Annotated in this window: 13 protein-coding genes, 1 tRNA gene and 1 pseudogene; 10 read left to right on the forward strand and 5 right to left on the reverse strand. The window is 61.3% G+C overall.

The genetic code is table 11. The annotated features are described in order from the left end of the window. Positions 1-1191: chemotaxis protein CheA (locus KIP88_RS39720; RefSeq protein ID WP_214493582.1), on the reverse strand; the 1191-nt coding region annotated here is incomplete at its 3' end. A 192-nt stretch (positions 1192-1383) separates the two neighbouring features. Further along, entirely contained in the window at positions 1384-2031 is a 648-nt protein-coding gene (chpT, locus tag KIP88_RS39725; protein WP_214493583.1) for a histidine phosphotransferase ChpT, read from the reverse strand. Positions 2032-2181: 150 nt separating this feature from the next. On the opposite strand from chpT, the gene cysQ reads away from it, so the two are divergent. Then, positions 2182-3006, forward strand: a complete 825-nt coding sequence (gene cysQ / locus KIP88_RS39730; protein ID WP_214493584.1) for a 3'(2'),5'-bisphosphate nucleotidase CysQ — start codon at positions 2182-2184, stop codon at positions 3004-3006. 121 nt (positions 3007-3127) lie between these two features. Here cysQ and KIP88_RS39735 read toward each other — a convergent pair whose 3' ends face one another. Beyond that, the gene (locus tag KIP88_RS39735; RefSeq protein ID WP_249791374.1) at positions 3128-3634 is read right to left on the reverse strand and encodes a YHS domain-containing (seleno)protein; all 507 of its coding nucleotides are present in this window, start codon (positions 3632-3634) and stop codon (positions 3128-3130) included. A 111-nt stretch (positions 3635-3745) separates the two neighbouring features. On the opposite strand from KIP88_RS39735, the gene KIP88_RS39740 reads away from it, so the two are divergent. The 9 genes and pseudogenes from KIP88_RS39740 (at position 3746) to KIP88_RS39780 (ending at position 9724) form a co-directional block, all read left to right on the forward strand. Continuing rightward, the gene (locus KIP88_RS39740; RefSeq protein ID WP_214493586.1) at positions 3746-4381 is read left to right on the forward strand and encodes a DUF1134 domain-containing protein; all 636 of its coding nucleotides are present in this window, start codon (positions 3746-3748) and stop codon (positions 4379-4381) included. 129 nt (positions 4382-4510) lie between these two features. Next, entirely contained in the window at positions 4511-5791 is a 1281-nt protein-coding gene (locus KIP88_RS39745; protein WP_214493587.1) for a hypothetical protein, read from the forward strand. A gap of 117 nt (positions 5792-5908) precedes the next feature. Then, a tRNA-Val gene (locus tag KIP88_RS39750) sits at positions 5909-5983 on the forward strand. A gap of 174 nt (positions 5984-6157) precedes the next feature. Further along, positions 6158-6453, forward strand: a pseudogene (locus tag KIP88_RS48710) (type II toxin-antitoxin system RelE/ParE family toxin). Between the two features lies 1 nt (position 6454). Beyond that, the gene (locus KIP88_RS39760; protein WP_214493588.1) at positions 6455-6772 is read left to right on the forward strand and encodes an addiction module antidote protein; all 318 of its coding nucleotides are present in this window, start codon (positions 6455-6457) and stop codon (positions 6770-6772) included. A gap of 27 nt (positions 6773-6799) precedes the next feature. Continuing rightward, positions 6800-7237 carry a hypothetical protein gene (locus KIP88_RS39765; RefSeq protein WP_374226570.1) on the forward strand — a complete coding sequence of 146 codons (438 nt, stop codon included), beginning with the start codon at positions 6800-6802 and terminating at the stop codon, positions 7235-7237. 53 nt (positions 7238-7290) lie between these two features. Beyond that, positions 7291-7743 carry a cupin domain-containing protein gene (locus KIP88_RS39770; protein ID WP_214493589.1) on the forward strand — a complete coding sequence of 151 codons (453 nt, stop codon included), beginning with the start codon at positions 7291-7293 and terminating at the stop codon, positions 7741-7743. Positions 7744-8155: 412 nt separating this feature from the next. After that, positions 8156-8764, forward strand: a complete 609-nt coding sequence (locus KIP88_RS47135) for a hypothetical protein (protein ID WP_249791375.1) — start codon at positions 8156-8158, stop codon at positions 8762-8764. 234 nt (positions 8765-8998) lie between these two features. Next, entirely contained in the window at positions 8999-9724 is a 726-nt protein-coding gene (locus KIP88_RS39780; RefSeq protein ID WP_308163749.1) for a response regulator transcription factor, read from the forward strand. A gap of 32 nt (positions 9725-9756) precedes the next feature. Here the strand turns inward: KIP88_RS39780 and KIP88_RS39785 are convergent, their stop codons facing one another. Together KIP88_RS39785 and KIP88_RS39790 are read right to left on the reverse strand one after the other, a co-directional pair. Continuing rightward, positions 9757-11262 carry an HlyD family type I secretion periplasmic adaptor subunit gene (locus tag KIP88_RS39785; RefSeq protein ID WP_249791376.1) on the reverse strand — a complete coding sequence of 502 codons (1506 nt, stop codon included), beginning with the start codon at positions 11260-11262 and terminating at the stop codon, positions 9757-9759. Between the two features lie 50 nt (positions 11263-11312). Continuing rightward, positions 11313-13103 carry a type I secretion system permease/ATPase gene (locus tag KIP88_RS39790; protein WP_374226571.1) on the reverse strand — a complete coding sequence of 597 codons (1791 nt, stop codon included), beginning with the start codon at positions 13101-13103 and terminating at the stop codon, positions 11313-11315. Between the last annotated feature and the right edge of the window lie 92 nt (positions 13104-13195).

A 13195-nucleotide genomic window follows, 5' to 3' on the forward strand; every position in this document is an offset into this window, starting at 1 on the left:
GAGTCCTCTGCCATTGTCCGCAATGCAGATGATGATGTGGCCGCCCTCGTGATAGGCGGACAGCCTGATCGTGCCCTGCTCGCCCTTGCCGCTGGCCAGCCGCTCGGCCGGGGTCTCCAGGCCGTGGTCGGCGGAGTTGCGCACCATGTGCGTCAACGGATCCTTGATCAGGTCGAGCACTTGCCGATCAAGTTCGGTGTCAGCGCCGTGCATCTCCAGTTCAATCTGCTTGCCGAGTTCGCCGGAGAGGTCGCGGACGATGCGCGGCAGCTTCTGCCAGGCATTGCCGATCGGCTGCATCCGCGTCTTCATGACGCCTTCCTGCAGTTCGGCGGTGACGTTGGAGAGCCGCTGCAGCGGCACCTTGAACTCGGTGTCCTCGTTGCGGCGGGAGATTTCCAGCAGCTGGTTGCGGGTCAACACCAGCTCGGAGACCATGGTCATCAGATGTTCGAGCGTGTCGACGTTGACGCGGATCGACTGGTTGGCGATCTTGTCGGCTTCCTGAACGTCGGTGTCGGCGACAGCGGCGCGCTTGGCAGGCTTTGCCTTGGTGGCTTCCTTGGCGACTTCCTTGGCTTCCGGCTCGGGCGCGGCCGGCTTGGCGGCGGGCGCGGGCTTCGGCGCAGGAGCTATTTCGGTCTCGGTCTCGCGGAAGGCGCGCTCGAGGTCGTCGAGCGAGACCTCGCCGGGACGAAGCTGGCGTTCCAGCACCTGGTCGACCAGCGTGCCTTTGACGACTTCCTGGGTGATCGCGGGCTGCACCGGGGGTGCGGCGACCACGGGGACCGGCGCGGCAACCGGCTCGGCATGCTTGGCGCCTTCGGCCATCGCATGCAGCTTCTCGATCAGATCTTCGTCGGTGCCTTCGGGCTCGGTCTCGGTGGCTTCAAGGCCGGCGAGGATTTCCTTGATGCGGTCGATGCTGCTCAAGATCAGCGTCACGGCTTCGGCCTTGACCGGCATGCCGTCGCGGAATTTGCCCATCAAGGTCTCGCCGGCATGGGCCAGCGCTTCCAGCCTCGGCAATCCTAAGAAGCCGCAGGTGCCCTTGATGGTGTGGACCAGGCGGAAGATGTTATCGAGGATCTTCGCGTCGCTCGGGTCCTGCTCGAACCGCACCAACTGATTGTCGACCGTATCCAGGCTCTCGCTGGTTTCGGTCAAAAACTCCCGCAACAAATCATCCATGAAACTGGCCTTCGTACGCACCGGCACGCGACATCGACGCGCCTTACGGAACATGGCCAGCTTCTATGCAAAGCGTTTAATATTGGTTGCTCAAATGGAAAAGAACGGGATCAACAAAGAGATAAGCGGCTGAAATGAATTCTGCCGCTCGTTTTAAACCGTTGGTTAACCATGTTTGCGCTTTTACGCGCTTCAGGCCGCGGTAACGACCACCTTTTCCCCGTCGGGCGCAAGCGTCACGCTCAGCCCGCAGGCCTGCGCCAACAGCCGCGTATAGTAAGGCTGCACCGCATGCGCATCGACGGAAGCCGTCGAATTCACGCTCAAGAGATCAGCGATGTTCTGCGGCAGGCGGGCGTTCAGGCCGGAAGAAGTGACGCGAAAACTCATCGTCTCGCCGTCACCGATCGGATCGATCGTCAACGTGCCGCCGCGCGGGATCGTCTGCTGCGCAATGATCAGCATGTTCAACAGCAGCTTGACGCGGTTCTTCGGCAGCAACAGCCGCGGCAGATTCCAGGTGATGGTGATCTTGCCGTCCTCGATGTGGCCGCGCGCCATGGTCTGCGCATCGCCGAGATCGATCTGCGCGCCCGCCGATCCCGCAGCTCCAAACGCCAGGCGGCAGAACTGCAAACGTGCGGAGGCGGTCTTGGCGCTCTTGCGGATCAGATCGAGCGCGAAATCGCGGTCTTCGGGCTTCGGGTTGTCGTCAAGCACCTCAAGCCCATTGACGATGGCGCCAACCGGGCTGATGAGATCGTGACAGACGCGCGAACACAACAGCGCCGCGAGTTCGAGGGCATCGGGAGCCGGACCGGGAGACGAAGTGCCAGACATCATGGGTTCCTGGAAAGCCGCCGAATCGCAAATTGCTGGCGGGCAGTTACGAATCACGCGTGCTTATCGGTTTGATACACTGCGCAGCCCCCTGCTGCCAGCATGGGGCGGCAATGGTAAGGCAGGACGAACAGCAAATAGGCCTGGCTCATGAATGAGGCACATCCACCCGCACTCGACCGCGATGCCGCCGCCGCGCTGATCGAACCGCTGACCGACATCCTGATCCGGGCCAGCGCCGCCATCCTTGCCGTCAACCGTTCCGCCATGAAAGTCGACGGCAAGACCGACGGCTCGCCGGTAACGGAGGCCGATCTGGCGGCCGACCGAATCATCGCCGAGGGCCTTGCGCAGGTGGCGCCCGAAATACCGTCGCTGTCGGAAGAGCGCACCCAGTCCACTGTGCTGCCCTTTAAGGAAAGCTTCTTCCTGATCGACCCGCTGGACGGCACCAAGGAATTCGTCGCGGGCCGCAACGAATTCACCGTCAATCTGGCGCTGGTGACCCATGGAACACCGCTGCTCGGCATCGTCAGCGCGCCTGCGCTCGGGCTGATCTGGCGCGGCATTGTCGGCCGCGGCGCGGAACGGCTGACGCTTGGCAAGGGCAAACCGCTGATCGAACAGATTCGCACCCGCCCTTGCCCGGCGCCCGGCCAGCCGTGGACGGTCGCGGTCAGCCGCTCGCATGGCGATGCCAGGACCGAAGCCTTTATTGCCGAAAGGCCGGGCGCGGTACGGTGCGAACTCGGCTCGGCGGTCAAATTCGGCCGCGTGGCCGAAGGTGGGGTCGATATCTATCCGCGGCTGTCGCCGACCTCGGAATGGGACGTGGCCGCGGGCCAGGCCGTCGTTGCGGCCGCCGGCGGCCGGATCACGGATTCAAGCGGCGCGGCGCTGGTTTTTGGCACCGGGCGGAAGGACTTCATCGTTCCGGAATTCATCGCCTGGGGCGATCCGAACGCGGCAATTTGAGTTTCGTAGCCCGGGCCAGCGAAGCGACCCCGGGACCAGCGGTAACAAAACCAACGGATATTCCATTTGGCTGGCACCGCCCCGGGGTCGCTGCGCTCGCCCGGGCTACGGCCGCTCGCAACTACTGCGCGAGCCCTCGCTCCAGCACCGGCCAGCGCGCGAGCGCATCTTTCAGGAAACGCTGTGGCTCGGCGGCGAACGCATCGCGGTTTTTCTCGTGGCCGAACAGATAGAGCCGCTGGCCCGCGACCACCCAAAAGCGCGGGTTGCCCGCATAGGTTACCCCTCGTCCCACATCGACCGGGTCGTAGCCGCCGAACTGCGGCCCGTAGATCTCCGGATGCGCCACGAAAGAGGCACGGTTGCCTTGGTTGCGAAAACGCCAGATGGCGCCGGCTCCGCGGGCTTCGAAGTCGGGCAACCCTTGGGCTGCCATGGATTCCGTGAAATAGGCGACGGGATCGAAGCCCTCGATGGCGAGCCCGGAATAGCGGTTCACCACCACCCGCTCGGTGGTCGCAGCCCGCGCGGCAAAATCAAGGCTGAGCGCAGCAAAAAAGCCTGCCAATAAGGCAAAAAGGGCTATTCCGGGGCGCGAACCGTATCTTTCCTGCCGTTGTGCCGTCATAGTTGGTGCCGATAACATGCGAGTCGAGGGGACACTGGGCGCAACCTAGAGCCAAGCTTGTTGGCGTCAGGTTAAGGCGGCGGCCAGAATTTCGATGCCAGGGGTTCTTTCATGACGTTTGCTACACGCCTTGCCGCGGTGACGTTTGCCGCGCTGATGTGCTGGACCGCGCAGGCTTCCGCGCAGCAGCCGCAGCAGGCACCATATCCGCAGCAGCAGCCGCAGCCGGCGCCCTATCCGCCGCCGCAACGCCAGGCCGGGCCTGAGACCTTTGGACCGGACGAACTGGTTTCGGCCGGGCACAAGTTCTTTGGCAACGTCTCGCGCGGGCTTGCCTCGGTCATCGAGCGCGCGGTCAGCCAATGGGGCCTTCCCAACGGCTATGTGCTCGGCGAGGAAGGCTCAGGCGCTTTTGTGGCGGGCCTGCGGTATGGCGAAGGCACGCTCTACACCAAGAACGCCGGCGACTTGCGGGTCTACTGGCAGGGACCGTCGGTCGGCTTCGACTGGGGCGGCGACGGCGCGCGCACCATGACGCTGGTCTACAACCTGCCCGCGACCAACGCGATCTATCAGCGCTTCGTCGGCATCGACGGCTCCGCCTATATCATCGGTGGCTTCGGCATGACCGCGCTGACCGCCAACAACATCGTGCTGGTGCCGATCCGCTCCGGCATCGGACTGCGGCTCGGCGCCAATGTCGGCTATCTCAAATATACCCCGCGCGCGACCTGGAACCCTTTCTGAGCCAGTTTCCGGGCATCGACGCGCGTCTTCCCCAGGCGGATTCAGGTTAACGCGGCATTGGGCTGGCGTGGCCACGGCCGGGCGTGGCATTGTGATTAACGAATCCTTGTCTGTGCGGAGTAACCATCGATGATCGAACCGATCATGTACCTGGCGATCGGTTTTCTGGTCTCCATGCTGTTCGGTCTGATGATCGTGCCGCTGGTGCATAACCGTGCGGTGCGGCTGACGACGCGGCGGCTCGAGGCGGCAACCCCGCTGTCGATGGCCGAAATCCAGGCCGACAAGGACCAGTTGCGCGCGGAATTCGCGATGTCGGCGCGACGGCTCGAAATGAATGTCGAGCAGCTCAAGAACAAGACCACGAGCCAGCTCGCCGAACTCGGCAAGAAGAGCGACGCGATCAACCGCATGAAGATCGAACTCGGCGAAAAGAACGCCACGATCTTTTCGCTCGAAGCGCGCGAGAAGGCGGTGAAGGAGCAGTTGCGCGCCACCGAAGAGGAATTCGCGGCCAAGACCGAGATGCTGCGCGGCGCCGAGCAGGCGCTGACCGACAAGCAGGCCGAGCTCGCCAGGATCAATCACGAATTGAATGATCGTGCGATGACGGCGGACAGCCGCCAGGTCGAGCTGGTCGCGGTGCGCACGCAGATCGAGGAACTGAAGGGCCGCGTCGGCGAGGCCGAAAAGGAATTTTCGACGACGCAGACTCGCCTCGCCCAGGAGCGCTCCGAGTCGGAGCGCGCGACGCACGATCTGAGCGAAGCGCGCAGCCGCGTCGAAAACCTGAGCCAACGCGTCACCGATCTCGACCGGCAATTGATCGTCCAGGTCAAGGAAGCCGAGATGCTCGGCAATCGCGTCAACGACCTCGAAGCGCGGCTGGCGATGCAAGGCAAGATCCTCGCCGAGCGCGAATACGAAAACAACCAGCTCCGACAGGCGAACGAAAACACCGAACGTGCCGCACGCGAATTGCGCGAGGAGATCGCGGCGACGAACGGCGGCAAATCGCCGATCGTCGAGAAATTGCGCAGCGAGAAAGCCGCGGTCGAGGAGCAGCTTCGTGTCGCCCGCGACGAACGCGCCAAACTGCAGCGTGACATCAACGCGATCCAGCAGCAGGCCGAAAGCTCGTGGCAGACCGAGCGGATGGAAAACGCGCTATTGCGCGAGCGCATCAACGACATCGCCGCCGAGGTCGCCAAGCTCGCCATGCAGCTCGAAGGCCCCAATTCGGCGATCGAGGCCATGCTGGCCGCGGAACCGGCCGTGCCGAAGACCCCGGCCAAGCCCGCCAATGACGTCGCCGGCACCGCAGCTGTATCGGAAGGCGGCGGGACGCTGGCCGAACGCATCCGGGCGCTGCAGTCCCACGCATCGCGAGCCCGTCAGCAGGGGGCGTAATTCGCCCCGCTTCGTGCGAAATCGCGGCATTACGGCCCGACTGATCGCTTGACACCAGGGGCCCGTACTTCGTAAATCGCGGGCTCTGACGGGTCATATTGTTCGCCCACATTTCCCGGACGCATAGCTCAGCGGGAGAGCGTTCCCTTCACACGGGAGAGGTCCAAGGTTCGATCCCTTGTGCGTCCACCATTCAAAAAATTGAAACTCCTCACAAATTTACGCCAGCTCTGGCACACCGAGAGCATCGAAGAGCTTTAAAGGGCGGAACAGGGTAGGAATATCCGTGCATGGCTGTGCATGATGTTCTTTATGCGTTGGCGTGCTTGGAGACCTAATTTGTAATCCATGGATTGCACGTGATCCGTGATCGAAGTTCGCGAAACACCTGAATTCACCCGCTGGCTGGCCGCCCTGAAAGATCAGCGCGCCGTCCTTCACATCGTTCGCCGGATCAGCCGCGTGGCTGCTGGAAACACCGGAGATGCGAAGTCAGTCGGCGGGTCGGTATCCGAGCTTCGGATCGACCACGGCCCCGGATGCCGTCTCTACTTCACCCGTCGCAGACAGCCCTTGTTATCTTGCTCTGCGGTGGCGACAAGCGAACTCAGAGCCGGGACATTAGGAAGGCAATTGAGATCGCCGAGAAATTGGAGGACTAGGATGAAAGTCAGCAAACTTAAGAAATTCGACGCCGCCGAGCACCTTCGCACCCCGAAAGCTCGCGCGGAGTATCTGAGTCTCATTCTCGCTGACGGCGACCCTGCCGAAGTCCGTGACGCCCTCAATGTTGTTGCCAGAGCGCAGGGTATGAGCGAGGTCGCCAAGGCTGCCGGGGTAACTAGAGAGGGTCTTTATAAGACGCTTGGAGCGGGCGGCAACCCGGAGTTCGCGACCGTCATGCGGGTCATCGGAGCTATGGGAATCCGCCTTTCGGCGCAGGCGGCGGATTCAAAGCGGAAGAAGCGTGCCGTGGCGTGAAGAGAGTTTGCGCGCCAGGTCTTTGACGTGGCTCCCTACACCGCCCGGCACACCGTCTCGACGCAGTTGGTTGTCGAGGGCGTTCATCCACACAAGAAGGATCAGATACTCGGCCACGCCGCCGACGACATGAGCCGCCACTATACGCACGTTCCGCAGGACCCGTTGATCGAGGCCATCAGCAAGCTGCCGACGATTCGAGAATGGCTCGATCAAGATTGGATGCGAGAGCCGGTGAAGCTAGTCGGTCGCCGGGCGAAGACGCTGAAGAAGGCCGAGCGTCAGCCGGCGAAGCGGCGTTCGTGGTCTGGCAGTCCAACCGATCAGTGGCTTGATACTAGGGCCTGTCGGCTTCTGACGGTCAAGCTGATCGGTTACGCATTACCGCTTGTGACCCAATTCGGACTGGGTTTGCGATCGACGGTTCAAGGCGACCCGAAAATGAGTTTAAGTGGCTCAGTTTGAGTTTTTGCTGTATCTTATTGAGCCTTCTTCGCAACATGTGAGAGGAGGTTAGGATGAACAAGTCCTTTGTCGCCGCCACTTTGATCGCGTTGGCAAGTTCTGCGATGGCTCAAGATGCGATGAAGGTGGTCAAGCCCGATGGGCTGACGTGGAAAGAGCATCCGGTCTTCAGGGGCGCGCAAACCGCCATCCTGATCGGTGACCCAACAAAGGCCGAGACGATCGTCCAGCGGGTGAAACTCCCGCCGAATTATAAAATTCCGCCGCACACTCATCCCTATTCCGAGGTCGTCACCGTGATGAGTGGCAGCTTTGGGAACGCCATGGGGGAAAAGTTTGATCCCTCGAAAGGCGAGACATTGAAGCCGGGCTCCGTCTTCGCGCTGCCGGCGAAGCACCCCCATTATGTTTGGACGACAAGCGAAGAAACGATCGTCCAAATTGTGTTCACTGGGCCGGGGGGCATCGAGTTCATCGATCCAGCCGACGATCCGCGCAAGAAGTAAAAACGAAGCGCCGAAGCATGAGTGATTCAGAGGCCGACTCAATCGGCGGCCTCTTTCTTCATTCCGGCACAGGCGCGATGTCGGCTGTTGGCCCATCTCGAACCTCCGCGTGAGGTCTGCTATCGAACTGCTATCAGGGGTACTGGACTTTTTTTGACCCGCAACCTTCACACGGGAGAGGTCCAAGGTTCGATCCCTTGTGCGTCCACCATTCAGCCCCTGAAATATGGGGCTTTCACCTACCGCAAAATTTGAATGCGCCGGCATTGGCAATGCAAAAGCTTGCCGCGGCGAAAGCCGGGCGCTTAATGAGCAGTTAATACTTTTGCGCAAAGGATAGACAACCAGCGCAACATTGTTAGATCGCCGCAAGAAATGCGAGCGGAACTCAGGCTCCTGATGAGGGAATGGCATGAGAACGCTTCTTATTGGTGCTCTAGCTGCGACCCTGGTTGGCTGTAGCTACCCTTCACTTCCCCTAGCGAACATGGACGCGTGCACAGACGCGACCGGGCTCGGCCGTCTCAACATGACGGCGGCCAGTCGGCCGGTTGAACCGGCGCCAGCGTCATCCAAGGCCAGTTCCGCGACAACAAAGGGAAAGCCCGTTGCCGCGGCGAAGACGGAAGCGCCGTCAACTGCCCACGTCCGTGACAGATCCCGTCTCGCTGCGAAAGAGGCGAAGTCCTCCGTCATCGAAGCGAAAGTCGAGGCTCCGGCATCTGGTCGGCCCGCTGAGACGTCCGATCCGGTCGTTATCAAGGCGAGGACCACGATTGCTGCGAAGTTGGAGGACCCGGCGTCCGCCGAGTTCGGTGAGATGAAGCGGGCCATCCGCAAAAATACACTCGGGAAGTCCGTCGACACCATTTGCGGGCGTGTGAAAGGAAAAAAAGCGTCGGGCGAAGATACCGGAGATAGGCCGTTTCTATATCTCGTGACGGAAGATGAAGCATACGTCGTCGATGGCCCCGCGAATTCGGCGGCGGCGAGCGCGTATCGCAATATTTGCAGCAGCTAGACCTTTGCGACGGACCAGAAGGTCCCCTGACGACGTTCCTGCAAACGAACTCGAAAGTCGGAAGCAACGTCGCGATTAGCAGCGATTCGCTGCAGAGTGTGTGGGGCAGACTTTGCTCCATGGAAAATGGAAATCAAATTGGTGGAGTGACTAAAACCTTTCTCTGAATTCGGGGATATCATGGACGATTTTACCAATCTCGCGGAACTAGCCCAGGGATCACAAGGCTCGCCGGTGATCGTGATCATCGAGCAGCATGTCCTGGCGCGTACGTGCATCCTCAATATCCTCAAGAGAGAACTCGCTGAATTCGAGATCGTCGAGATGGCTTCGACGAGTGGCCTGAACTGGTTATCAGGCAGAGATATCCGCTTGATTGCGTTGAATATCGGGGACAAGCAGATCACCGACCCTTCGATCGAGGATAGCCTCGCCCTCCTCTCAGATTCCTGCCCGAAAGCGTTCGTTGCTGTGTTGTCAAATCGCGACGACGACGCGACGGCTTCAGCTGTGATGCAACGGGGAGTGCGCGGCTTTTTTCCAATATCGATCCCGGTCGAAGTCGCTATCGCCGGGCTACGCCTGGTTCTTGCCGGCGGGGTCTACCGGCCGTTACCGATGGTTGGGCAAAATGGAGCGTCGAGCCTCAAGGCGACATCGGAATGCTCCGACGCGCCCAAGCTATTCGGAACTAACGAGAGTAACGGCGCCACCAGGATTGTGCCGGAGAAGGCGATGGTCGACCTTACGCCACGCGAAGAACATGTGCTCGAGGCGCTGCAGCTCGGTCTTCCCAACAAGCTGATTGCCGTCAGGCTCAACCTTTCGGAAAACACCGTAAAAATGCATATTCAACGCATCATGCGAAAATGCTCCGCGCATAACCGCACCGAGGCGGTCGTTCGCTGGAGCCGGCGAGCCAACGGTCATGCGCTGCACTCACGCGTGCGTTCATCCTGAGGGCTGCCGGAGTTCGCAGTTCCGGTCGCAGCTTAATCCTCGCGGAACGCGCTGTTGAAGCTGTCGAGCAGAGGCCTGAGGGCGTAGAGCGCCACCGTGCCGCGACCGGTCTTGATGAACACCTGGGCCGGCATTCCCGGAATAATCTGGACACCATCGATCCCGGCGCCGGCCGGATCCTGTACTCGAATCTTCGTTGCGTAGTAGGGCTGATCCGTGCGCTTATCGACAAGACGGTCGGCAGAAACGTGCATCACAGTCCCATGGAGCCGTGGTACGCGGCGCTCGTTGTAGGGCAAGAGATTCACGTCGGCGCTCAGTCCGGGACGGACCACATCGATGTCCTCGGGCCTGACGCGCGCAATCACGATAAGCCGATCCTGCCTGGGAACCAGATCCATGAGAGCTGCGCCGGCGCCGATGACGCCGCCTTGGGTATGAATCCTCAGGTCCGTTACCACGCCATCCTGGGGGGCCTTGACCGCCGTTCGTGACAGCTGGTCGTCGGCCGCCTGCAGTCGTTCGCGTATCTGAAAAATCTGGTTTTGCACCTCGCGCAGCGACTGCGCGATCTCGTTCTGGCGGTCGTTCTCGAGTTTGAGAAGAGTTGCCTGCGATTCGTTGATAACCTGCCCGGCGCGCGATATCTGCGCGACAATCTCACCCCGCCGCCCCTCGATGTCAGCCATCTCCCGCTCGAGGTTCAGAAGACGCGGACGCCGTTCAAGACCCTTGTTGACGAGCATGGCGACGGTCGCCGCCTCCTCGCGGACAATTTCGATGCGCCTCGATGCCGCGCTTTCCTGCGCCCTGAGACCTTCGATCTCTTTTTCTACCTGCGACCTTTTTTCCCGGTTCACGGCCACTTGCGATTGAAAGACCTGCCGGCGCGTTTCGAAAATGGCTTGCTGGCCGGCAAGAATATCCGTGACCGACGGAATAGCGCGCTGTGCCGTCTCCAGCCAGGCCGGAAACGACACCCGCTCCTCTCCGTGCTGTTCCGCCTGCAGCCGTGCTTCTCGCGCCATCGCCTCCCACAACTGACCTTGCAGGCTCTGGGTTTCGGCACGAGCCTTGGTGTCCTCCAACGAGATCAATGTCTGTCCCGCGCGGACAACGTCGCCATCCGCGACCAGAATTTGCCTGATGATGCCACCCTCAAGGTGCTGAATTGTCTTGCGGCTCGACTCGGATTCGACGGTGCCGACGGCAATCGCGGCGCTCTCGAGCGGGGCATAGGTTGACCAGGTACCGAAACCAACGACAAAGCCGAACACCAGCAGGTTCCCTGTCCAGGTGACACCGCGAAGCCGTTCGCGAAGCGCCGGCGGCGCCGATCTCAGCCACCGTGGGGCTTCCCAGATCTCAACGCGAGCAAATGCAATTTTCAGACGATCCCACCCCCTTCGGGCAAAGAGGTCAAAATGCTTGATGTGGATCCAGGTGACCCGGCGCAGCCGATCGCAGAACGCTGGCGCCACCGATCTCAACCACCGTGAAACCTCTCGAATCTTGATCTGAGCGAATGACATTTTCATGAGATCCCGTTCCCTTCGGGCAAAGCGATAGGGAGAAGGCGTGCCGCTACTCATGGCGAGATCGGTTGCGGCGAGGCGCCAATGCTGCCTTCGCAGTTCTGGTCCGAACGATCTTGCACCGGTTCGCGTGAAGCAACTTGCGGGCGGGCCAAACACCTCTCGAAAACTTCCCTGCTCTCGCCGAAGGCGGTAACCGCGCCGTCCTGCATGATGGCGAGCTTGTCCGTTACGCCCAGGATCCCAATCCGGTGGGTGATGATGATGACAGTGGTATTGGCCGCCTTCATCCATTCGATGGCGTCGAAAAGCATGCGCTCGCCGAGCGAGTCGAGGCTGGAGTTCGGCTCGTCGAGGACGACGAGGTGCGGGTCGCCGAAGAACGCCCGTGCAAGGCCGAGGCGCTGGCGAAACCCGCGCGGGAGATTGGCGCCTCCGCCAACGACGACGGTATCGTACGCCTGCGGCAGCCGGATGATCGTCTCGTGAATGCCGGCCAGCTTCGCGGCTTTAACGACCTTCTGCAAATCGGCGTCGTCCAGCCGTGCAATGATGTCCTTTATAGTTTCTCCGAAGAGATCGATATCCTGCGGCAGATATCCAACGCGCCGGCCTTCGCCCGCATCTCGGACGGCTGAAATGTCGATGCCATCGAGCTGGACCGAACCTGCCGTCGGAGCGGAGATGGCAGTGATGATTTTGCCAAGCATGGATTTGCCGGAGCCGGATGGACCGATAATGCCCAGGCATTCACCGGGCGCGAGACAGAACGACACGCCCTTCAGGAACAAATGGTTCGATCCTGGCAGCGCGGCGCCGACATTGTTGACGATGAGATCGCCCTTTGGCCTGTCCGGGAGGGCCTTGACGTACGTAACCGGGGTGACAGCGGCCATGATGTCGTTGAGCCGGCGGTAGGCGGCAAGAGCCATTGCGAACGCCTTCCAGCCTACGATTGCCCCTTCAATGGGCGCGAGCGCGCGTCCGAACAGCAAGCTCGTGGCAAAGATGATGGCGGGACTTCTGTGCTGTTCCAGGACAAGCCAGGTGGCAGCGCCCATGATCAGCACCTGCGCCAGCGCCCGCGCGGGTTTGGAAATCATCATGATGGTCTCGTGGCGGCGCTGGACCAGCCCTTGGTCGCTCCTCGCATCCTGCGCAGCCTGGCCGATGAGGCGCGCGGCACCGTCGAGCATTCCCATGGCCCTGATCACGTGAAGGTTTCCGACAGCCATGCCGAACCATCCCTGGCTCCTCGTTAGCGCGGCAGCCGCCCGCGAGAGCGGGCCTTGCGTGAGCCGGTCTCCGGCAAGCCCGAGACCAAGCACGAGAAGCGCGCTGAGTACGCCGATCACTCCCAACAAGGGATGCACGAGGAAAAGGACGCCGAGGAAGAGCGGCGTCCAGAGCGCGTCAAGCAAGGTCGAACAGGCCCCGGACTGAGCGAACTGACGCAGGGTCGTAAGGTCGCGATAGGCCTCCGACGCCCGCGCCCGATCGGCTTCATAGGCGTATTTGAAGCACGCGGATAGCGCTGCCGGATGGAGTTCTTCTTCAAGCCACTCGCCCATTCGGCCCAATGCAGCGCGGCGCAGCGCATCAAGCACGCCGCCGACCACGACGGTAAACGCAACGATGAGCGTCAGCATCAACAGCGTATCGCCGCTGCGGCTCGACAGCACGCGATCATAGATCTGAAGCAGATAGATGGAAGGCGCGAGAAGAAGGAGATTGTAGCTGCAGCTATACGCGAAAACGAGTCCGAGCGATGCCGCGCAAGCCCGCAAGGCTGCGTTCAACGGGGTTCGCGGTGGTGACATCGTTTGCAGGTGAAGCGGTGGCATTGCGTTCCCGCCAGATATCTGAAGTCTGATCCTTGCCGCTCCGTTGTTCGCCGGCTTAGCTGGCGAAGTGAGAACCGGCAGCCCCCGCTGCC

Origin of the sequence: Bradyrhizobium sp. SRL28 (assembly GCF_018596315.1) — a bacterium.
In the GTDB taxonomy this organism is placed as follows: domain Bacteria; phylum Pseudomonadota; class Alphaproteobacteria; order Rhizobiales; family Xanthobacteraceae; genus Bradyrhizobium.